At 37.9% G+C, this 22,178-nt stretch carries 20 protein-coding genes; 17 read left to right on the forward strand and 3 right to left on the reverse strand.

Annotation, left to right across the window (positions count from 1 at the left end; genetic code table 11):
- Window positions 1-233: 233 nt before the first annotated feature.
- Window positions 234-1,067, reverse strand: a complete 834-nt coding sequence (gene comER, locus E1I69_RS00660; protein WP_136377714.1) for a late competence protein ComER — start codon at window positions 1,065-1,067, stop codon at window positions 234-236.
- Window positions 1,068-1,167: 100 nt separating this feature from the next.
- On the opposite strand from comER, the gene E1I69_RS00665 reads away from it, so the two are divergent.
- Genes E1I69_RS00665 through E1I69_RS00675 form a run of 3 tightly spaced genes read left to right on the forward strand, consistent with a single transcriptional unit; the run spans window position 1,168 to window position 4,738 of the window.
- Complete coding sequence (locus tag E1I69_RS00665; protein ID WP_136377715.1) at window positions 1,168-1,773, forward strand: helix-hairpin-helix domain-containing protein; 606 nt, start codon at window positions 1,168-1,170, stop codon at window positions 1,771-1,773.
- Between the two features lie 60 nt (window positions 1,774-1,833).
- On the forward strand, window positions 1,834-2,412 hold the full coding sequence (locus tag E1I69_RS00670) for a ComE operon protein 2 (RefSeq protein ID WP_136377716.1): 579 nt from the start codon (window positions 1,834-1,836) through the stop codon (window positions 2,410-2,412).
- 16 nt (window positions 2,413-2,428) lie between these two features.
- Window positions 2,429-4,738 (forward strand): DNA internalization-related competence protein ComEC/Rec2, encoded by a 2,310-nt coding sequence (locus tag E1I69_RS00675; RefSeq protein ID WP_161974822.1) that lies wholly within the window; start codon window positions 2,429-2,431, stop codon window positions 4,736-4,738.
- An 80-nt stretch (window positions 4,739-4,818) separates the two neighbouring features.
- On the opposite strand, the gene E1I69_RS00680 is transcribed toward E1I69_RS00675, so the two are convergent.
- On the reverse strand, window positions 4,819-4,953 hold the full coding sequence (locus tag E1I69_RS00680; RefSeq protein ID WP_116351544.1) for a YqzM family protein: 135 nt from the start codon (window positions 4,951-4,953) through the stop codon (window positions 4,819-4,821).
- Window positions 4,954-5,369: 416 nt separating this feature from the next.
- On the opposite strand from E1I69_RS00680, the gene holA reads away from it, so the two are divergent.
- Window positions 5,370-6,386, forward strand: a complete 1,017-nt coding sequence (gene holA / locus E1I69_RS00685) for a DNA polymerase III subunit delta (RefSeq protein ID WP_136377718.1) — start codon at window positions 5,370-5,372, stop codon at window positions 6,384-6,386.
- Between the two features lie 200 nt (window positions 6,387-6,586).
- On the opposite strand, the gene rpsT is transcribed toward holA, so the two are convergent.
- Window positions 6,587-6,853, reverse strand: a complete 267-nt coding sequence (gene rpsT, locus E1I69_RS00690) for a 30S ribosomal protein S20 (RefSeq protein WP_136377719.1) — start codon at window positions 6,851-6,853, stop codon at window positions 6,587-6,589.
- Between the two features lie 246 nt (window positions 6,854-7,099).
- Here rpsT and gpr point away from each other — a divergent pair, with 246 nt between their 5' ends.
- The 13 genes from gpr (at window position 7,100) to deoC (ending at window position 22,145) form a co-directional block, all read left to right on the forward strand.
- Window positions 7,100-8,227, forward strand: coding sequence for a GPR endopeptidase (gene gpr, locus E1I69_RS00695; protein WP_136377720.1), 1,128 nt, complete (start codon window positions 7,100-7,102; stop codon window positions 8,225-8,227).
- A gap of 87 nt (window positions 8,228-8,314) precedes the next feature.
- Window positions 8,315-9,511: a stage II sporulation protein P gene (spoIIP, locus tag E1I69_RS00700; RefSeq protein WP_136377721.1), complete on the forward strand. Its 1,197-nt coding sequence runs from the start codon at window positions 8,315-8,317 to the stop codon at window positions 9,509-9,511.
- 19 nt (window positions 9,512-9,530) lie between these two features.
- On the forward strand, window positions 9,531-9,884 hold the full coding sequence (locus E1I69_RS00705) for a YqxA family protein (RefSeq protein ID WP_136377722.1): 354 nt from the start codon (window positions 9,531-9,533) through the stop codon (window positions 9,882-9,884).
- A gap of 342 nt (window positions 9,885-10,226) precedes the next feature.
- The gene (gene lepA, locus E1I69_RS00710) at window positions 10,227-12,050 is read left to right on the forward strand and encodes a translation elongation factor 4 (RefSeq protein WP_136377723.1); all 1,824 of its coding nucleotides are present in this window, start codon (window positions 10,227-10,229) and stop codon (window positions 12,048-12,050) included.
- Window positions 12,051-12,107: 57 nt separating this feature from the next.
- The gene (gene hemW / locus E1I69_RS00715) at window positions 12,108-13,244 is read left to right on the forward strand and encodes a radical SAM family heme chaperone HemW (protein WP_136377724.1); all 1,137 of its coding nucleotides are present in this window, start codon (window positions 12,108-12,110) and stop codon (window positions 13,242-13,244) included.
- 99 nt (window positions 13,245-13,343) lie between these two features.
- Window positions 13,344-14,375 carry a heat-inducible transcriptional repressor HrcA gene (hrcA, locus tag E1I69_RS00720; protein ID WP_136377725.1) on the forward strand — a complete coding sequence of 344 codons (1,032 nt, stop codon included), beginning with the start codon at window positions 13,344-13,346 and terminating at the stop codon, window positions 14,373-14,375.
- Window positions 14,376-14,469: 94 nt separating this feature from the next.
- Entirely contained in the window at window positions 14,470-15,066 is a 597-nt protein-coding gene (gene grpE / locus E1I69_RS00725) for a nucleotide exchange factor GrpE (protein WP_136377726.1), read from the forward strand.
- Window positions 15,067-15,101: 35 nt separating this feature from the next.
- On the forward strand, window positions 15,102-16,940 hold the full coding sequence (dnaK, locus tag E1I69_RS00730) for a molecular chaperone DnaK (protein ID WP_136377727.1): 1,839 nt from the start codon (window positions 15,102-15,104) through the stop codon (window positions 16,938-16,940).
- Between the two features lie 144 nt (window positions 16,941-17,084).
- Entirely contained in the window at window positions 17,085-18,215 is a 1,131-nt protein-coding gene (dnaJ, locus tag E1I69_RS00735; RefSeq protein ID WP_136377728.1) for a molecular chaperone DnaJ, read from the forward strand.
- A 30-nt stretch (window positions 18,216-18,245) separates the two neighbouring features.
- A complete protein-coding gene (gene prmA / locus E1I69_RS00740; RefSeq protein ID WP_136377729.1) occupies window positions 18,246-19,190 on the forward strand; it encodes a 50S ribosomal protein L11 methyltransferase in 945 nt (314 codons plus the stop codon).
- 28 nt (window positions 19,191-19,218) lie between these two features.
- Complete coding sequence (locus E1I69_RS00745) at window positions 19,219-19,962, forward strand: 16S rRNA (uracil(1498)-N(3))-methyltransferase (protein ID WP_136377730.1); 744 nt, start codon at window positions 19,219-19,221, stop codon at window positions 19,960-19,962.
- A 5-nt stretch (window positions 19,963-19,967) separates the two neighbouring features.
- A complete protein-coding gene (gene mtaB, locus E1I69_RS00750; protein WP_136377731.1) occupies window positions 19,968-21,329 on the forward strand; it encodes a tRNA (N(6)-L-threonylcarbamoyladenosine(37)-C(2))-methylthiotransferase MtaB in 1,362 nt (453 codons plus the stop codon).
- Between the two features lie 144 nt (window positions 21,330-21,473).
- Window positions 21,474-22,145, forward strand: coding sequence for a deoxyribose-phosphate aldolase (gene deoC, locus E1I69_RS00755; protein ID WP_136377732.1), 672 nt, complete (start codon window positions 21,474-21,476; stop codon window positions 22,143-22,145).
- The last annotated feature ends 33 nt before the right edge of the window (window positions 22,146-22,178 follow it).

Consider the following 22,178-nt stretch of genomic DNA (forward strand, 5'->3'; position numbering starts at 1 on the left):
ACGTTACTATAACAAGAAAATTAAAGCGTGAATTCGTGTGTGAATTCACGCTAAAAACGTATTGTGATTTACTATTTTGCACCCTGAATCGGAGCCAGTTAGGATAAAGTCCCTGCCCTTTTTTTGAATCAAATGACAATGCCGGCATTAGCTCAGGTTGCAAGCCAAACACTTTTAAAAGGCAAAAAAACGCCTTCTATTTGGCTTGTGCTTTTATAATTGAAGTGGTATATTTAGCGAGATGGAGTCTCGTTAAATTGTCTAGCTACCTCGGAAATATCCTCATCATATTTTCTATGAGTACTCCTAAACAACTCTTCAAATAATTCACCAATATGTTCTTCCATTGCATTAATTCCTTCTCCAGTGACACCACCTTTTACACATACCTTTGACTGGAGTGTGGGTAATGTATACATTTCTTTTTCAAGTAGCTTACCCATACCGATAATCATTTCACTTGCTAATTTTGTTGCTTGTTCCTCAGTGATTTTCGTTTCCCTCACCGCTGCATCTACAAACCTTCTCAGCAAATAAGTAAAAAACGCCGGACCGCAACTTACAATATCCGAAGCAACTCTTGTAATTTCATGATTTATGTGAACCGGAGTGGAAATTTGTTCGAAAAGGAATTCTAAATACTCCTTAAACCTGCTGCTAATGCTCCTGCCAAAAGTGAATAAGGATACACCCGTTAGTGCACGGTTGGTAATACTCGGAATGATCCTAGCGACCTGACAGTTCACAAGTGATTCAAGCTGTTCAACAGAAATCGGACTTGTAATTGAAACAATACATTTATTACTCGTTAAGGAAGAAGATAATTGGTGTAAAAGGGGGTGAATCTCTAAAGGCTTCACACAAATAAAAATTAAATCAGAGCCTTTTACAACTTCTTCATTTGTTGCTGCTACCGTAATATCTGGTAAGGAGTTCTTAATAGCTATTGCTTTTTCAATTGTACGATTTGTAATGGTTAATTTTGAAGGCGGAACAGCAAGAGATTCTACAAAGGACTCTATTAAAATTTTCCCCATATTTCCTGTACCAATAAACCCTATATTCAAGTTCGTCCCTCCTTTACAGACTATTCTCCTAACACCATATGTGATTCCATACCAAAATATGAATGCAATTTTCCTAAGCTAAAAAGAAGGAAGGTATATCATGAATTTTAAAAATAAAAAAATGAAATTAATGATTATCGTTTGTGGAATTTGTCTTGTTACTTTTATTGCGTTCTACCGTATTTATGGACAAGAAACCAAAGCAGAGCCAAACATTGAAGAAGAGGAGTTACTACTTGAACCAGTTGTTGAAGAAAAAAATGTTGTAGAAGAGGAAGTCACAGTCATTCTAGTAGATATTAAGGGTGCTGTGTTTAATGAGGGGGTATTTGAGGCCCAAGAGGGAATGAGGATCAAAGATGTCGTCGATATGGCTGGAGGTTTTACGGAAGATGCCAACAAAACGCAAGTTAATTTAGCACAGCGAGTGGAGGATGAAATGGTCATCTATGTTCCGCGTATGGGTGAAAACACCGAATTGGAGATAAGCAGTCAATCACAAAAAAATGACGGTAAAATATCACTAAATGGTGGAACTCAAGCAGAACTTGAAACATTATCTGGCATCGGGCCATCGAAAGCAGCAGCGATTATAGCATTTCGGGAAGAAAATGGACCTTTTAAACAACTTGAGGATCTTCTTCAAGTGAGTGGGATAGGCGAAAAATCGTTTGAAAAAATTAAAGACGAACTTAAATTAAATTGACGACGTATGGGAGATACCGATAAAATAATTGTAAGATTTTGTTGAAGGGATGGGGAAGATTTGAATCGAATTAAATGGGATCAGTATTTTATGGCGCAAAGCCATCTGCTTGCTTTAAGAAGTACATGTACACGATTAACGGTAGGAGCCACCATTGTTCGTGATAAGCGAATTATTGCAGGGGGTTATAACGGGTCCGTTTCAGGCGGCACCCATTGTATTGATGAGGGCTGCTATGTTGTAGATAATCATTGCATACGGACTGTACATGCTGAGATGAATGCGTTATTACAATGTTCGAAGTTTGGAGTTCCCACAGAAAATGCTGAAATCTACGTGACGCATTTTCCTTGTCTCCAATGCACAAAAGCTATTATTCAAGCAGGAATCAAAGTTGTTTATTATGCAGTGGATTATAAAAACCATCCATACGCAATTGAAATGTTGGAGAATTCAAATGTAAAAGTACAAAAGGTTCCACTTCAAGAAATGGTGATTGACCTAAAATCAAAAGAAAAATTAGAGTTTGTTAATGAATTAATTGAGAAAGTAACAGAATCAGGTGCGGACGATAAAGAAATAAAGGCATTGCATGAGCAGGCTGCTACACTCTTTTCAAATATTGGTAAAAATAATTAAGAAGTATGGGGATTATGTGAGAGGAAAGCTTGTCTATCTGGCTTTCTTTTCAGTTTTGGGAATACTGGTCCCCTATACATCTTTTTCTTGGTTTAGTATCCTCCTCTTACTACTCTTATTCGGTTTTATCATTTTCCGCCACCATTTCGCACTTGCAGTCCTCAGTCTTTTCGCTCTATTTTTCTTCATGTGTTTGTTCATTCTTATTGATTCTAATAATCAAACAACACTAACTGCTACGACAAAAACAATCTATGGCGAAATAGTTGATACACCTGATATCAATGGTGATAAACTTACTGTCATTGTAAATACCCCACAACATGAAAAGCTCCTTATGGTTTACTACATCCAAACAGAGTTAGAAAAAATTCAACTAAGCGAATCAGTACGAATCGGGTTAGTGTGTACCTTTAGCGGAACTCTCAAAGAACCACAGGTATCAAGAAATCCATATTCATTTGACTATCAAAAGTATTTATATGCGCAAAAAATTCATTGGATTTTTGAGGCTAACACGCTAACTCCTGAAGAGTGTTTTCCACAGGAAAAATGGTCGTTCTCTCGATGGTTACTAAATATCCGTGAAGCTGGAATCCAGCAAATCGATTCTCATTTTGATGGGTCGACTGCAGGGATAATCCAAGCTTTAATTTATGGAGAAAGAACGAATATTGAGAATGAAATTGTAAATTCCTATCAGTCATTAGGTTTGATTCATCTTTTAGCTATATCAGGGCTTCATGTAAGCCTTATGACAGGGATGTTTTACTTTTTATGTATCCGATTTGGAATAACACGTGAGTCTACCTCGATTCTCCTCTTATGTTTATTGCCGGTTTATATCATTATTGCAGGGGGGTCACCTTCTGTTATTCGCTCTGTGCTAATGTGTATGCTCCTACTTTCGACAATCATGTGGTGGAAAAAGGGTAGTATGCTGGATGTAATAAGTTTTGTGTGCATGTGTATGCTTGCATTGAATCCGTATTTTTTGGTAAACATCGGTTTTCAATTATCATTCATGGTTAGTGCAGCTTTAATCTTGTCATCAAGAGCCATTTTTAAACACTATCTCAATCCTTTTTCTTCTTTATTCGCGGTTTCATTTTTATCACAAATAGCCTCGTTGCCCATTTTACTATTTCATTTTTTCGAGTTTTCATTATTAAGCTTACCGCTAAATATGCTGTATGTTCCATTATATTCGATGATTATTTTGCCCTTTGCATTATTCACAGTAATTGTGCTCGGAATAATTGAACCTGTCGGTGAAATGTTTGCGATTGTTCTAACGTGGCTCCTCGAAATCTTAAATCAAGCCACTGTTTGGTTTTCGCAATTTTCTTTCCCCGTACTAACATTAGGAAAACCGGGCCTAGTTCTTATGATCTTGTATTGTGGTTCAATCTTTTACTTTTTAATTTGTTGGGAAAAAAGGAAAGTACTTTTACAACGTGCACTTCTTGCACCAATAGGGATTTTATTGATTCATTTAATCATGCCATACTTGAATCCATATGGCGAAGTCACGATGATTGATGTCGGGCAAGGAGATAGTATCTATATTGAACTCCCATATCGAAAAGCCGTTTATTTAATTGATACTGGTGGAACGATTCAATTTGAACAAGAACCATGGGAAAAAAGAAGGAATGAATTTTCGACTGCACAAGGCATTATCATTCCTTTTTTAAAATCTAAAGGCGTAACAAGTATAGATAGGTTAATCATTACACATGGTGACCAAGATCATATTGGAGGTGCGCAAGGTCTTGTGAAAAATATGAATATTAAGGAAATCGTCATAGGAAAAAACAAAAACAATACTAGCCAAGAAGAAGAGTTGAAGAAAATAGCCGCTAAAAAAAAGATTCCCGTTCATATTGTTGAACGGGGACAAAAGTGGAAGGAAGGTAAACACCTATTTTATATTCTTGCCCCAAACGGAAATGAGGTGGAGGAAAATAATAATTCCATTGTCATTTATACGAAACTTGGAGGGCTAAACTGGTTATTTACAGGGGATATTGAAAAAGATGTCGAGCTAGATCTCATTAAAACTTATAAAAATTTACCGGTGGATGTATTGAAAGTAGGACATCATGGAAGCAAAACATCTTCAACGAAGGAGTTTGTCCAGTTTCTAAATCCTGAAATTGCATTAATCCCGGTCGGCGTTAATAATCGCTTTAACCACCCGCATCCAGATGTTATTGATCTTTTACAAAAAGAGAAAATTAAGGTTTATCGAACGGATAAAGATGGTGCAATTCAATATCGTTTTCGTGAAAAAACAGGAACCTTTATGCAAACAATTCCATAAGATACAGTAGAGCAAGGAACGAAAAAGAGACTGCCAACAAAAAGGGCAGTCTCTATTTGACAGTATGTATTCTGTCGGTATTAAGCTCCGATAACCTTAATTAAAGTTGCGATAATGAAAATTGTAGCGAAGAAGCCAAAGGATACAACGAATGCTACTCCAGCATCTACAACGTCATTTCGTGTGTTTTTAATATTCTTTTCAAATTCGTTCACGCCTAACCCCTCCTAAACAGTTATAGTATAGCCTAACTACCCAAAAAAATCTAGATTTCCTTTGAAAAATTGGTTCTGTTTTACAAAAACAAAACCTAAAGAAAATGAAAACCCTTTTTCCCCTATTATCCGATACTCTTCCTTTATTAACAACACTTGTCACAAATAGTTCAAAAACGAACGCGTATCCTAATAGTACATAAGCAAACGTCTCTGTAATGATTCTAAAAAAAGATTATCATTACTCGACAAGTTTCCCGGGGCTTGTTTGGTAATGTTTCATATAGATTGGGAATTGGCAAAGACCAATTCCCTTTTTACTTTTATATACCTGTTTTATAAACCTGTTGAAAAATAAACGATTTCCCGATACGATTAAATAGTTAGTTGATGGCTTACTGTGGAGAGGAATATGAATGAATCTAGAGCTTTGGAAAAAAATTAAGAAAAAACAATTTGCCCCTATCTATTTATTGCATGGATCTGAAAACTTTTTAATCCAGGAAACAAAGGAATTACTGATTAAATATAGTATTGAAGAGGAAGAAAAGGACTTTAATTTATCGGTGTTTGATTTAGAGGAGACACCAGTTGAAATTGCTTTAGCTGATGCGGAGACACTTCCTTTTATGGGAGAAAGACGAGTTGTTATTTTACAAAATCCTTCATTCCTAACGTCTGAGAAAAATAAGGATAAGGTGGAGCATAATATCTCAGTCCTTGAGCACTATTTAAAAAGCCCTGCCCCATTTACAATTCTTGTGTTCACCGCACCCTACGAAAAGTTGGATGAACGAAAAAAAATCGTTAAACTACTAAAAACGAATGCGGAAGTCTTAACCGTAAATACTTTATCTGAAAAGGATTTACATACCTGGATTACCGATCGCGTAATTCAGCATGAGGTCACCATCCGTCCTGCAGCGATACAAGAGTTACTGCATGTAGCCGGCACAAATCTCATGAACATTACACAGGAAATAGATAAAATGTGTTTATACCTAGGAGTAAATGGTGAAATTACGGAGGAAACTGTTCAATTACTTGTACCACGCTCCTTGGAGCAAAATATTTTTTCGCTTATTGATAAGGTAGTAAATCGTAAACTGGATGAGGCATTACGTATCTTTTATGACCTTTTACAAAATAATGAAGAGCCAATTAAAATTCTATCTTTACTGGCTACTCAGTTTAGATTGATATTTCAGGTGAAGGAGCTTTCTAGGCAAGGGTACGGACAACAGCAAATTGCGGGAAATTTGAAGGTTCATCCATTTCGTGTCAAGCTTGCAGGTGGTCAATCCAATTTATTTACACAAGAAGAGCTTTTACACATTATGAACCAGCTTGCTGAAGCAGATTATGAAATAAAAAACGGCAAAATGGATAAAAAGTTAATACTGGAGTTATTTATTATGAAATTAGCTAAATAAAAAGGAAAGTTCAAGGTGCCTGGAGCTAGACAATGATAATAAAAAAAACGACTCAATTCGAGTCGTTTATTTATTGTCTGGCTCCGACGCCTAGCCCCTCGAGGTCAAATAACCTGCGTCAAGAAAAGTCAAAGAACAACTTTTTTTGCCGCAGAACATTTGCTTGTCGGGGCTGAACAAGGCGTCTGCGCTTTTCAGTATTATGCGTTAACCTCGTTAAGTTTTTTAGCTAGACGAGATTTTTGACGGTCAGCAACATTTTTATGGATAAGACCTTTACGAGCCGCTTTGTCAAGTTTGCTTGAAGCAGTAAGGAATGCTGCTTTTGCATTGTCTGCATCGTTGTTAGCAACTAAAGCTTCAAAGTTTTTAATAGATGTACGCATTGCAGACTTAACAGTTGCGTTATGAGCACGGCTTTCATCATTTGTTTTTACACGTTTGATAGCTGATTTAATATTTGGCATACTTTCACCTCCTGCGAATATCAAGATGATCTACACGTTCAATCATTTACGATACTGGAAATCCTCTTTCCTGCGCTAAATGAACAGAATACAGTCTTTGATACTCTGATGTTACAACAAAAGTTATTCTATCAAATTGGCTGTGATAATGCAATACCAATCTCTTGCCACATGATAAAAATTGCATGAACCGCACTTTTGGGGGTAAAGCTATACATACTATGTAAAAAATTGGAGGTAATAGGATTGGGAGAACAACTAGATTTAACCAAATATTCAGTTCGTACTGATTTAGCTATTGAAGCAAGTGCAATGGCAGTCGAGGAACGTAATAAATCTTTAACAGAAGACCAACCGCAAGTATCAGAAATTGAGGGTGTCATTATTAAAGAAAGACAAGAGGATGGCATTACCATTTCAACTGTTGAAATTACCGATGAAGGTGCAAATGCAATCGGAAAGAAAAAAGGAAACTACTTAACATTAGAAGTTCAGGGGATTCGTCAAAAAGATTCAGAGCTCCAAGAAAAGGTACAAGCAGTATTTGCAAAAGAATTTAGTCATTTCCTCTCAAATCTAGATATCGCAAAGGATGCTAGCTGCCTTGTCGTTGGGTTAGGGAATTGGAATGTGACACCAGATGCACTTGGACCAATGGCGGTTGAAAATTTAGTCATTACAAGGCATCTCTTTCAACTTCAGCCGGAAAATGTCCAGGATGGATTTCGTTCTGTAAGTGCAATTGCCCCTGGCGTGATGGGATTAACCGGAATTGAAACAAGTGACATTATTTTTGGTGTGATAGAAAAATCAAAACCTGATTTTGTTATAGCGATCGATGCACTTGCAGCTCGTTCGGTAGAACGTGTGAATTCAACCATTCAAATATCAGATACTGGGATCCATCCAGGTTCGGGTGTTGGAAACAAACGAAAGGAACTGAGTAAAGATACTCTAGGCATTCCCGTAATCGCCATTGGAATACCAACAGTAGTGGATGCGGTTTCCATTACTAGTGATGCGATAGATTTTATTTTAAAGCATTTTGGTAGAGAGCTGAAAGAAGGAGACAAGCCTTCACGTGCTCTAATTCCCGCTGGAATGAGCTTTGGTGAAAAAAAGGTTTTAACAGATGACGACCTTCCAGGTGAACAAGAACGAAATACATTCTTAGGCATTGTCGGAACACTACCAGATGATGAAAAAAGAAAGCTTATTCATGAAGTGTTGGCACCACTTGGTCATAATTTGATGGTCACCCCAAAAGAGGTCGATGTCTTTATTGAGGATATGGCAAATGTAATTGCGGGGGGACTAAACACAGCATTACACGGCGAAATCGAACAGGATAACTCAGGGGCTTACACGCATTAAAAAAAGATTGTGAAATCTATCAAATAAGTTCTACTAACTCAGTTTTGTACATATCAATATGATAGACAAACATTGAGGAGGTAGAATATGAAAAGTTTTCGAGCTCAAGGAATGATGATCTCAATTCAAGGAACTAGCATAGTGAAAGGAATTCTATTCCTCATTTTTAGTTTTATTCTACTATTTACAATAACGGGAGCGATTGTCTCTCTTAAACCAGAGTATAGAATCAGTTCTTCATCCATTAATAATGTAGCAACCAATCTTTCAGGAGAAGCCCTTGTTCACTTGTTAGGGTATGAAAATCATTATTTTGTTCAAGGTTTACCGGAATCTACAACGAAGCCTGACTACCTAGGCGCCGTATTCAAAGCAGCTACCAACCTAACACTAGATGACCCCCGAAGCTTTTTAGGTAGAGAACTTCCGGGGTTCTCTATATTTGATGGCAAGATTCTAGTAGCGGGTGAAGGAACGAACTATACGAATATGCCTATAGAATCTCCCCCGCCTTTAGATGTGTTATTAGATGAAAGGCAAATAGCCACACAAAATGTAGAACAAGCAGAGAAGCCTACTCAACCTGTACCTCCGCCAACGATGACGACAGGAGATAAAAAAGTTGCCTATATTTATCACACTCACTCCTCGGAAAGCTATTTTCCACATTTAAAAGGAGTGAATACAGCTAATGCAGATAATGCCCGACATCCTGATGTAAATGTTACAAAAGTAGGTGAAATGTTGAGTCAGGAGTTAGAGGCAAGGGGAATTGGTACAGAGGTTGATCAAAGGAATATGGACCAATATATCAAACAGAAGGGGTACAATTGGTATCAATCTTATAAGGCATCCGGAGAATTGGTAACAAGTGCAATGGCAAGAAACAAAGATTTAACCTACTTAATAGATATCCATCGGGATGCACATCGAAAGGAAACAACGACGGTTACAATTAATGGGAAATCTTACGCGAAAGTCGCCTTCATAGTAGGGACTGAAAACAAAAAGCTTCAAGAAAATATTAAAATCGCTTCAGATTTACATGAAATGCTGAAGAAAAAATACCCCGGTCTAAGCCGTGGGGTTATACAGCAGGGTGGTCCTGGCAATAATGGGGTATATAACCAAGACAAATCAGGAAATGCCATGTTAATTGAATTTGGTGGAGTCGATAATAATTTCGAAGAATTGCGCCGAACGGCAGCAGCTATCGCCGATGTCCTTGCAGAATATTACTGGCAGGCCGAAAAAGTAAATGCAAATGAAACAAATAAAGAATAGGTAAGAGGGAGCAATTCCAATGGTTAAATTCATGATGAAATGTTTCTTGATTGTGACAGTTCTTCTTCTAGGTGTATTGATCGGCATGCAGCAAGCGAATGAAGGGATGCAGAAAATGAGGGGGTATAATGACCCCTCCCTTCAAGGTGCCTTCCATATTACTGATGAAAACGGAGAAGTCGAAGCATCCGTCCTAGGGCGGAAAGTAACCAGTCACGATTTAGAACAAAAACAAAAACAACTAGAGGATGTAGAAGCTTTTAACCTTTTTTCAAGCATAGGTGAAAAGCTTGGAAATGGGATTAGTGCTTTATTTGAAAAAATCATGATTGCCATAGGAAACGGAATCGGGAGTTTACTTGATAAAATATAGGGGGAGCTTGCTGAAATATAAAAGCAAGCTCTTTTTTCTTTTTAGGGTCTTTTTTTCTTAATTGAATGTGGGAAAAGAGTTCTGTATAATCTAATCTAGTGAATTCTATAAATTTATAGTAAGATAACATGTACGATTAAGTTATATTGTCCAGCTCCAGCGCCTAGCCCCTCGAGGTCGCTTCACCCCTCCTGCGGCGGCAACAGCCTCCTCGTCGAGGTTCCAGCGCTTTTCGGGCTTGCACAGGATGTGCTGACGTCTACGTTTGCCACAGGACGTGGCAGTACTTAGTAGACGATCAATATTTAGGCGCTTGCGCTTTTCGTATCAGGAGGATTTTGAATGAACCAAGAAGAGAGACGTAACAGACAATCTAGAATCCGGAATTTTTCAATTATTGCTCACATAGACCACGGAAAATCAACATTGGCTGACCGTATACTTGAAAAAACAAATGCGTTAACCCATCGTGAAATGAAAGAGCAATTGCTAGACTCCATGGATCTAGAAAGAGAACGTGGCATTACCATTAAACTAAATGCAGTACAATTAAAATATAAGGCGAAAGATGGAGAAGAGTATGTTTTTCACCTGATTGATACCCCGGGACATGTTGACTTTACATATGAGGTTTCTCGTAGTTTAGCGGCATGTGAAGGCGCAGTACTTGTAGTCGACGCAGCACAGGGGATAGAAGCACAAACGTTAGCAAATGTGTACTTAGCTTTAGATAATGATCTGGAAATTTTACCGGTTATTAATAAAATCGACCTACCTAGTGCGGATCCAGAGAGAGTAAGACAAGAAATTGAAGATGTGATTGGATTGGATGCTTCAGAAGCAGTTCTTGCATCTGCAAAAGCTGGGATTGGGATAGAAGATATCTTAGAGCAGGTAGTCGAAAAGGTACCTGCACCACAAGGTGACCCAGAAGCGCCACTACAGGCACTTATTTTTGACTCTTTATATGACCCATATCGCGGTGTAGTTGCTTATATTCGAATTGTTGAAGGGACTGTTAAGCCTGGAGACAAAATTAAAATGATGGCAACTGGTAAAGAATTTGAAGTAATCGAAGTAGGTGTATTCACACCACGTGCAACTTTACAGGATGAACTAACAGTTGGAGATGTTGGATTTTTAACAGCTTCAATTAAGCATGTTGGCGATACTCGTGTTGGTGATACAATTACGAATGCTAAAAATGGTGTAACCACACCACTACCGGGTTATCGTCGCCTAAATCCAATGGTCTACTGCGGATTATATCCAATCGATACAGCGAAATACAATGACTTGCGTGAAGCATTAGAAAAGCTTGAGTTAAACGATGCTGCCCTTCAATTCGAACCAGAAACATCACAGGCTCTTGGATTTGGTTTCCGTTGCGGATTCTTAGGATTATTGCATATGGAAATCATTCAGGAAAGAATTGAAAGAGAATTTAAAATCGATTTAATTACAACAGCGCCAAGCGTTATTTATGATGTATTTCTAACCGATGGAACAGATTTGAAAATCGATAACCCATCTGATATGCCTGACCCACAAAAAATTGATCGAATTGAAGAGCCTTACGTAAAAGCGACAATGATGGTTCCAAATGATTATGTTGGTGCTGTAATGGAGCTTTGCCAAGGTAAACGTGGTATTTTTATTGATATGCAATACCTTGATGAAAAACGCGTTAGTATCATTTATGAAATTCCGCTTGCGGAAATTGTATATGATTTCTTTGACCAATTAAAATCAAGCACAAAGGGCTATGCTTCATTTGACTACGAGTTAATTGGCTATAAGCCATCTAAGCTTGTAAAGATGGATATCCTTTTAAATGCTGAAAAAGTAGATGCGCTTTCCTTCATCGTTCATAGAGATACCGCATATGAACGTGGAAAAATAATTGTTGAAAAATTAAAGGAACTTATTCCAAGACAGCAATTCGAGGTGCCTGTCCAGGCGGCTGTTGGACAAAAGATTATTGCACGTTCAACCATTAAAGCAATGCGTAAAAACGTGTTAGCTAAATGTTACGGTGGTGACATCTCCCGTAAGCGTAAGCTTCTTGAAAAACAAAAAGAAGGTAAGAAACGAATGAAGCAAGTTGGCTCAGTCGAAGTACCTCAAGAAGCATTCATGGCCGTATTAAAAATGGACGACAAATAAATGAAAGATACCGCAGAACTTTCTGCGGTTTTCTCTATTTAGAAAAGAGTGATTTTTTTGGTACAAGCAGCATACCTTCACATTCCTTTTTGTGAACAGATCTGTCACTATTGTGACTTCAATAAAGTATTTCTAAAAGGACAACCGGTTGATGAATATCTTCAATACATGGATACTGAAATGAAACATACAATCGAAGCGTACCCACCTTCATCGCTTAAATCCATATTTGTTGGTGGGGGAACGCCTACTGTCCTTAATGTTAACCAATTAGAACTATTCCTATCTAGTATTAACCATTATTTAAAACCACGAAGCAAGACATTCGAATTTACCTTTGAAGCGAATCCAGGGGATCTTACTGAGGATAAATTAAAACTAATGTTAGACTCGGGAGTCAATCGAATTAGTTTTGGTGTCCAAACCTTCAATGATGAGCTCCTTAAAGCAATTGGTAGAACACATCGCCGTGACGATGTTTTTCATACGATTGAAATGGCGAAGCATGTTGGTTTTAAAAACATTAGCATTGATTTAATGTATGCTCTTCCACATCAAACCATCGAAAGCTTTCAAGAATCACTTAATCTTGCTTTCTCCCTTGATGTAGAACATGTTTCTGCTTACTCCCTCATTGTTGAACCAAAAACTGTATTCTATAACTTGATGAGAAAGGGTAAACTCCATTTACCCAGTCAAGAAAATGAGGCTAAAATGTATGAAATTTTAATGAGTGAAATGGAGAAACACGGATTCCACCAATATGAAATCAGTAATTTTTCAAAAGAAGGTTTTGAAAGTCGCCATAATCTAACATATTGGAATAATGAAGAATATTACGGGATTGGGGCTGGTGCGCATAGCTATGTGGCAGAAAAGAGAATATCAAATGCTGGTCCAATAAAAAAATACATGTCAGCAATTGACGAACATGGTTTTCCTTATGTCGAAAAACATACAGTAACTGTAAAAGAAAAAATGGAAGAAGAACTCTTTTTAGGTTTACGTAAAACAACTGGAGTTTCCATCTCCCATTTTCATGAAAAGTTTTCTGTTAGTATTTTTGATGTTTTTGCAAGCCAAATTAAAGAACAAAAGGAAAAAGGGTTGCTTGAGGAAAAGGATGATTTTATTCGCCTAACTCATAAAGGGAAATTTCTTGGAAATGAAGTGTTTCAAGCATTTTTGATTTAAAATGAATATGTTTTAACATTGACAATGGCACATGTATTTGGTAATTTAATTATAGAATTAGCACTCGCTAAATCAGAGTGCTAACAGAGGTGATGTTCCTTGCTAACAGATCGTCAACTATTGATTCTTCAAGTTATAATTGATGACTTTATTAGATCTGCACAGCCAGTGGGGTCAAGAACATTGTCGAAAAAGGATGGGATTGTGTTTAGCTCAGCAACTATTCGCAATGAGATGGCAGATCTGGAAGAACTAGGATTTATTGAAAAAACGCACAGCTCATCTGGTAGAGTTCCATCCGAACAAGGTTATCGATACTATGTGGATCATTTATTATCTCCAAGCCAGTTAACCTTAAAGGAAAAGCACGAATTAAGGTCAATTTTTGCAGAGAGAATTTATGAGCTAGAAAAAATTGTGCAAAAATCTGCACAGATTTTATCTGATTTAACCAACTATACTGCAATCGTCTTAGGTCCAGCCTTTAAAGAAAATAAAGTCAAAAGACTGCAAATTGTTCCGATTAACAATGAAACAGCTGTTGCAATTATCGTTACGGATAATGGACATGTGGAAAATCGTACAATTTCATTTCCTGACTCTATTGACCCGAGCGATATTGAAAAAATAGTCAACATTCTAAATGAGCGACTTATTGGTGTTCCGCTAACCGATCTAAAAAACAAAATCTATAAAGAGGTTGCGTACCTTTTAAAAACGAATATTCGAAACTATGATGCAGTCATAAATGTTTTGGACAAAACACTTTCCCTTAAAACGGAAGAAAAAATGTTTATTGGTGGAAAAACAAATATGTTAAGTCAACCAGAGTTCCATGACATTGACAAAGTACGATCACTATTAACTATGATCGAAAGTGAGCATGAATTTTCGAGACTGTTACGTTCAGATAAAGCTGGAATTAATATTAAGATCGGTCACGAAAACAACAATATCGCAATGAATGATTGTAGCCTAATAACGGCAACTTATTCCATTGGTAATGAACATCTTGGGTCAATTGCCATTTTAGGACCTACAAGAATGGAGTATTCACGTGTTATCACTTTGTTGCAGCATATAAGTCAAGATTTCTCAAAGGTCCTAACGAAACTGTATCAAATTGAATAGCAGTGGTCATATTTATAGGGGGAGATATATTCCCTCTAATACATATACTAAGTACTATGTGAAGTGAGAATTCACTTTAAGGGAGGTGAGTGTATTGGCTAACGAGAATAAAGTAGTGAAAGAAGAAATTGAGGTAGAAGAAGCAAACGTAGAACATGATGTGGTAGAAACGATTGAACAGGCTGAAGCAGAGTTAGTAGAAGAACAAGATAATGATGTGAATGCCGAACTTTCGAAAGCCAATGATAAAATCGCAGAACTTGAGGCTAAGCTAGAAGAGGCAGAAAATCGCATTTTGCGTCAGGTTGCCGACTTTGAAAACTTTAAGAGACGTGCTCGCTTAGATCAAGAAACAGCTGCTACATATAGAGCTCAAAGTCTTGTAAGTGATTTGCTGCCGGCTCTTGATAATTTTGAGAGGGCACTTGAAGTAGAAGCAACAAATGAACAAGCAAAATCCATTATGCAAGGCGTGGAAATGGTATACCGTAGCATTATCGATGCCCTGAAAAAAGAAGGGGTTGAAACTATCGAATCAGTTGGAAAACAATTTGACCCTAATGTGCATCAAGCAGTTATGCAGGTAAGTGAACCGGATGCCGAATCCAATGTGGTCTTAGAAGAATTCCAAAAAGGATATAAACTTAAAGATCGAGTTTTACGTCCTTCAATGGTTAAAGTAAATGAGTAAAATCAAAGTTCTGTTCAAATTAAGGAGGAATTTCCATGAGTAAAATCATTGGTATAGATTTAGGTACAACAAACTCATGTGTTGCTGTTATGGAAGGTGGAGAAGCAAAAGTTATTCCAAATCCAGAAGGTAACCGCACAACTCCATCTGTTGTTTCGTTTAAAAATGGAGAAAGACAAATTGGAGAGGTAGCAAAGCGTCAAGCTATCACAAACCCAAACACAATTATGTCTATCAAACGCCACATGGGAACAGATTACAAGGCTGAAATCGAAGGTAAGCAATATACTCCTCAAGAGGTATCTGCTATTCTTCTTCAATACTTCAAATCTTATGCTGAAGAATATCTTGGGGAAAAAGTAACGAAAGCTGTTATCACAGTTCCGGCATATTTTAATGACGCTGAACGTCAAGCAACAAAAGATGCAGGCCGTATTGCTGGTCTTGAAGTTGAACGTATTATCAACGAACCAACTGCAGCTGCTCTTGCATATGGTTTAGATAAAACAGAGGAAGATCAAACAATCCTTGTGTATGACCTTGGTGGTGGAACATTCGACGTTTCGATCCTTGAACTCGGTGACGGAGTATTCGAAGTTAAGTCAACTGCTGGTGACAATCGTCTAGGTGGAGATGACTTTGACCAAGTAATCATCGATTATTTAGTAGACCAATTCAAAAAAGAAAATGGTATTGATCTATCTAAAGATAAAATGGCATTACAACGATTAAAAGATGCTGCTGAAAAAGCGAAGAAAGACTTATCTGGTGTTACTTCAACACAAATTTCACTTCCATTTATCACAGCAGGAGAAGCAGGACCACTTCACTTAGAAGTAAACTTAACTCGTGCAAAATTTGAAGAGCTTTCCGCAGGACTTGTTGAGCGTACAATGGGACCAACTCGCCGTGCCCTTCAAGATGCTGGTCTTTCAGCAAGTGAAATTGATAAAGTAATCCTTGTTGGTGGTTCAACTCGTATTCCAGCTGTTCAAGAAGCGATTAAGAAAGAAACTGGTAAGGAACCACATAAAGGGGTTAACCCAGACGAAGTTGTCGCATTAGGTGCCGCTATTCAAGGTGGAGTATTGACTGGTGATGTTAAAGACGTTGTACTTTTAGACGTAACACCATTATCACTTGGAATCGAAACAATGGGTGGCGTATTTACTCGTTTAATCGACCGTAATACAACGATTCCAACAAGTAAGTCTCAAGTTTTCTCAACTGCTGCAGATAACCAAACAGCTGTTGATATCCACGTGCTACAAGGAGAACGTCAAATGGCAGCCGACAACAAAACATTAGGTCGCTTCCAATTAACAGATATTCCACCAGCACCACGTGGTGTACCACAAATCGAAGTAACATTTGATATCGATAAGAATGGAATTGTGAATGTTCGTGCTAAAGATCTTGGTACAAACAAAGAACAAGCTATTACCATTCAATCATCTTCAGGCTTATCTGACGATGAAGTGGAACGTATGGTTCGCGAGGCTGAAGAAAATGCGGAAGCCGACAAGAAGCGTAAAGAAGAAGTTGAACTACGTAACGAGGCAGATCAATTAGTGTTCACAACTGAAAAAACACTTAAAGATTTAGAAGGTAAAGTAGATGCTGCTGAAGTTGATAAAGCAAACGAAGCTAAAGATGCATTGAAACAAGCAATTGAGAAAAATGATCTTGACGAAATTAAAGCGAAAAAAGACGCTCTACAAGAAATCGTTCAACAGCTTTCTGTGAAACTTTATGAGCAAGCTCAGCAACAAGCACAAGGTGCTCAGGGTGCGCAAGGAGCAGAAGGTGCGAACCAAGATAAAGACGATAATGTAGTAGATGCTGAATACGAAGAAGTAAACGACGATAAATAATAAAAAACGAAGAATCAAAGTTTAAAAAGTCGAAGTCAGGCCTGTCTTGGCTTTGGCTTTTTTTGCGTAAAATATGAATCATTGCCATATTGTAAAGGGAAATGATACAATATTCTTTATGTGAATGATGCGGGAGTGGATTTTATGAGTAAAAGAGATTATTATGAGGTACTCGGGGTTTCGAAAGATGCAAGTAAAGATGAAATAAAAAAGGCATATCGAAAATTATCTAAAAAATATCACCCCGATATCAATAAAGAAGCAGATGCTGCTGATAAGTTTAAAGAAATTACAGAAGCGTATGATAACTTAACAGATGATAACAAACGTGCCCACTATGACCAATTTGGTCATACAGATCCAAACCAAGGCTTTGGTGGTTTTGGGGGAGGTGCTGATTTTGGCGGAGGTTTTGGTTTCGAAGACATCTTCAGTTCTATTTTTGGTGGCGGAACAAGAAGAAGAGACCCAAATGCACCTCGTCAAGGGGCAGATTTACAATACACGATGAATCTACAGTTTGAAGAGGCTGTTTTTGGGAAAGAAACAGACATTGAAATTCCAAGAGAAGAAGAATGTTCGACATGTCATGGGTCTGGTGCAAAACCTGGTACAAAACCAGAAACTTGTTCACACTGTGGTGGTTCGGGTCAAATCAATGTTGAACAAAACACCGCGTTTGGTAGAATCGTGAATAGACGTGTCTGCCATCATTGTAGTGGAACAGGAAAATTTATTAAAAATAAATGTTCAACATGTGGTGGCGCAGGCAAAGTGAAAAAGCGTAAAAAAATTCATGTTAAGATTCCAGCTGGTATTGATGATGGTCAACAGCTACGTGTTGCAGGTCAGGGTGAGCCAGGTGTAAATGGAGGACCTCCAGGTGATTTATATGTTGTGTTCCATGTGCGTTCCCATGAATTTTTCGAGCGGGATGGAGACGATATCTACTGTGAAATGCCATTAACCTTTGCACAAGCCGCGTTGGGTGATGAAATTGAAGTACCTACTCTACATGGAAAGGTAAAGCTTAAAATTCCAGCGGGTACACAAACGGGAACGAATTTCCGTCTTCGTGGCAAGGGTGTACCAAATGTACGTGGATATGGACAAGGAGATCAACACATTCGCGTTCGTGTTATTACCCCAACAAAGCTTACAGAAAAGCAAAAACAATTGCTTCGTGAATTCACAGAAATAGGCGGTAATGAATCTCCGGATGAGCAGCATGATAATTTTTTTTCGAAAGTAAAACGAGCATTTAAGGGCGAGTAGATCGAAACAATAGGATTGGAGTTGGTAGAATTGAAATGGTCTGAAATTAGCATTCACACAACACAGGAGGCGGTGGAGCCAGTATCGAATATTCTTCATGAGGCAGGTGCCAGTGGAGTTGTGATTGAAGATCCATTTGACCTTACTAAGGAACGCGAAAATGTATTTGGTGAGATCTATCAACTTAATCCTGAAGATTATCCTGAAGAAGGTGTTATTGTAAAAGCGTACCTTCCCATCAATAGCTTCTTAGGTGAAACGGTAGATGAAATAAAAGAAGCGATTAACAATCTTTTGCTTTTTGATATTGATTTGGGTCATAATAAAATCACCATTAGTGAGGTTCATGAGGAAGAGTGGGCTACAGCATGGAAAAAATATTATCACCCTGTAAAAATCTCAGAAAAATTTACGATTGTACCTACATGGGAAATGTATGAGCCTGTTCATAGTGATGAATTGATCATCGAGTTAGATCCTGGAATGGCTTTTGGAACAGGTACACATCCTACAACTGTCATGAGTATTCAGGCGCTTGAGCGTACTGTACAAAAGGGAGATGCAATTATCGATGTTGGAACCGGATCAGGTGTGTTAAGCATAGCTGCTGCCATGCTTGGCGCAGGTTCCATCAAAGCTTTAGATTTAGATTCTGTTGCGGTAGAAAGTGCAAAAATCAATATTAAATTAAACAAAGTACATGAAGTTGTTACGGTATCACAAAACAATCTGCTTGATGATATAGAAGGTCCAGTAGATCTCATTGTGGCGAATATTCTTGCTGAAATCATTGTTCGTTTTACTGACGACGCAGCAAAAATTCTAAAACCAAATGGAACTTTCATTGTATCTGGTATTATTAATACGAAAAAACAGGAAGTAAAGGATCGTCTTTTAGCATCTGGATTCATTATTGAGGAAGTACTTGTTATGGAAGATTGGGTATCTATGATAGCTAGAAAGAAAAGTGTGTAAAGGATTCTTGCAGGTGGTGGAAAAATAGATGCAACGGTATTTCGTCGACCAAATGAGTGAAACCCAAGCTAAAATTTTCGGTGAGGATGTTCACCATATAACACGAGTCATGAGAATGTCAGTTGGAGACACCATTTTTTGTTGCTATAATGGAAGAGTAGCACTTTGTGCAATTACTGAAATTACCAATGATATGGTTTTAGCCGATGTTGTAGAATGGGTAAAGAACTCGAATGAGCTACCCATTAAGGTTTGTATTGCAAGCGGATTGCCGAAAGGGGACAAGCTTGAATATGTAATCCAAAAAGGGACAGAGCTTGGGGCATCTGAGTTTGTCCCTTTTGTTGCGGCTCGTTCAATTGTCAAATGGGATGAAAAAAAGGGGCAAAAAAAGGTAGAGCGTTGGGAGAAAATTGCAAAGGAAGCAGCAGAGCAATCACATCGTGCCATGATTCCTAATGTAACTAAACCTTTATCTTTTAAGGAATTATTGTCTTTTAGCGGGTCCTATACTTATAAAGTAGTTGCTTATGAAGAGGATGCAAAGCGTGGTGAGAGTTCAAATCTTTCACGGGTTTTATCGCAATTAAAACACGGGGAATCTCTTTTTGTTGTGATTGGACCAGAAGGCGGTTTAACCGAAAAAGAGGTAGAATCTCTAATAGAGAATGAATTCATTTCCTGTAGTTTGGGTCCTAGAATTTTACGAACTGAGACAGCACCGTTATACGTTTTATCAGCTGTATCATACTATTTTGAATTAGCGAGGTGACAATAATGTCATTAGTTGCATTCCATACATTAGGATGTAAAGTAAATCATTATGAAACAGAAGCAATTTGGCAGCTTTTTAAAGAAAACGGCTATGAGCGTACTGAGTTTGAAAGTACTGCTGATGTATATGTGATCAATACTTGTACGGTTACAAATACAGGGGATAAAAAGAGTAGACAGGTTATACGTCGAGCAATACGTAAAAATCCTGATGCTGTTATTTGTGTTACCGGTTGCTATGCGCAAACATCACCAGCAGAAATCATGGCAATCCCCGGCGTTGATATTGTTGTAGGGACACAGGATAGAAAGAAAATGCTTGAATATATTGAGCAATACAAGCAAGAACGTACCCCGATTAATGGAGTAGGTAATATCATGAAAACGCGTGTATATGAAGAACTTGACGTGCCTTCATTTACAGACCGTACACGTGCTTCATTGAAAATTCAAGAAGGCTGTAATAATTTCTGCACCTTCTGTATCATTCCATGGGCTCGTGGTTTAATGCGTTCTCGTGATCCGGAAGAGGTAATTAAACAAGCACAACAGCTTGTAAATGCAGGGTATAAAGAGATTGTCTTAACTGGTATCCATACTGGTGGATATGGTGAGGATATGAAGGACTATAATCTAGCTGCTCTTTTACGTGACTTAGAAACTAAGGTAATCGGTCTGAAGAGAATTCGTATTTCTTCCATCGAGGCTAGCCAAATTACAGACGAGATCATCGAGGTTCTTGATCAATCAACAAAAGTAGTAAGACATTTACACGTTCCATTGCAATCAGGTTCAAATACTGTGTTAAAACGTATGAGACGTAAATATACGATGGAATTCTTTGCTGAGCGTTTAACAAAACTACGTCAAGCATTACCCGGCTTAGCGTTAACATCTGATGTTATTGTCGGTTTCCCTGGTGAGACAGAAGAAGAGTTTATGGAAACTTATAATTTTGTTAAGGAACATAAATTCTCTGAATTACACGTTTTCCCGTACTCTAAGCGTACAGGTACACCAGCGGCACGAATGGAAGACCAAATTGATGAAGAAGTGAAAAATGAGCGTGTACACCGTCTAATTTCACTATCAGACCAATTAGCTAAGGAATATGCATCTCATTACGAAGGAGAAGTATTAGAAGTTATTCCTGAGGAGCTAGATAAGGATGATCCAACAAGTGGTTTATATATCGGTTATACCGACAATTATTTAAAAGTGAAATTCGATGCAACTGAAGATATGATTGGTAAAATTGTTAAAGTAAAAATTACCAAGGCTGGCTACCCTTATAATGAGGGTCAATTTGTCAAGGTTGCGGAAGATCTTACGATTCAATCAGAAGAAGCAAGAACGACAGCGTAATATAAAACAGATGAAAAGAAGTTAATCATTGATTAGCTTCTTTTTTTTATCGCATAATAAAACTGTTTAGGTGCTAGTCACCCATTGAAACAAATGGTATGATGTTAGAGGTACGTACAACTAATAAGGTAAAAGGAGACTTACATAATGACGAACATTGCTAAGATGATTGATCATACAGCATTAAAAGCGGATACAACGAAAGCACAGATTGAAAAACTTTGTGCAGAGGCGAAGGAATATGGGTTCATGTCTGTTTGTGTAAACCCAACATGGGTAGAAACAGCAGCAAACCTGTTAAAGGATTCTGAAGTGAAGGTTTGTACTGTTATTGGATTTCCATTAGGAGCGAGTACGTCAGAAACGAAAGCATTTGAAACAAAGAATGCTATAGAAAAAGGCGCAACAGAAGTAGATATGGTCATTAATATCGGGGCACTTAAGGATAAAAATGATGAATTAGTTGAAACAGACATCCGCACTGTTGTAGAAGCTGCTAAAGGCAAAGCACTTACAAAGGTTATAATTGAAACATGTTTACTAACAGATGAGGAAAAAGTAAGGGCATGTGAGCTTGCCGTTAAAGCCGGGGCTGATTTTGTGAAAACATCAACGGGCTTCTCGACTGGTGGAGCAACAGTGGAAGACATTCGTTTAATGCGTAAAACTGTTGGACCAGATATAGGTGTTAAAGCATCTGGTGGAGTTCGTGATGCTAAAGGCACTCAAGATATGATTGACGCAGGGGCAACAAGAATTGGCGCTAGTTCAGGAGTAGCCATTGTTAACGGACTAACAGGATCCTCTGACTATTAATATTATTCGGCTGAAGCTGAATAATGCCTCCGG

It is taken from the genome of Bacillus timonensis (genome assembly GCF_004799755.1).
In the GTDB taxonomy this organism is placed as follows: Bacteria; Bacillota; Bacilli; order Bacillales; family Bacillaceae_L; genus Ferdinandcohnia; species Ferdinandcohnia timonensis_A.

What these genes read in the sequence shown, in the direction of transcription:
- E1I69_RS00665 (WP_136377715.1), top strand. Translation starts at nt 1,168, where the DNA reads ATGAATTTTAAAAATAAAAAAATGAAATTAATGATTATCGTTTGTGGA.
- holA (WP_136377718.1), top strand. Translation starts at nt 5,370, where the DNA reads ATGAATCTAGAGCTTTGGAAAAAAATTAAGAAAAAACAATTTGCCCCT.
- rpsT (WP_136377719.1), bottom strand. Translation starts at nt 6,853, where the DNA reads ATGCCAAATATTAAATCAGCTATCAAACGTGTAAAAACAAATGATGAA.
- spoIIP (WP_136377721.1), top strand. Translation starts at nt 8,315, where the DNA reads ATGAAAAGTTTTCGAGCTCAAGGAATGATGATCTCAATTCAAGGAACT.
- E1I69_RS00705 (WP_136377722.1), top strand. Translation starts at nt 9,531, where the DNA reads ATGGTTAAATTCATGATGAAATGTTTCTTGATTGTGACAGTTCTTCTT.
- lepA (WP_136377723.1), top strand. Translation starts at nt 10,227, where the DNA reads ATGAACCAAGAAGAGAGACGTAACAGACAATCTAGAATCCGGAATTTT.
- dnaK (WP_136377727.1), top strand. Translation starts at nt 15,102, where the DNA reads ATGAGTAAAATCATTGGTATAGATTTAGGTACAACAAACTCATGTGTT.
- dnaJ (WP_136377728.1), top strand. Translation starts at nt 17,085, where the DNA reads ATGAGTAAAAGAGATTATTATGAGGTACTCGGGGTTTCGAAAGATGCA.
- E1I69_RS00745 (WP_136377730.1), top strand. Translation starts at nt 19,219, where the DNA reads ATGCAACGGTATTTCGTCGACCAAATGAGTGAAACCCAAGCTAAAATT.
- mtaB (WP_136377731.1), top strand. Translation starts at nt 19,968, where the DNA reads ATGTCATTAGTTGCATTCCATACATTAGGATGTAAAGTAAATCATTAT.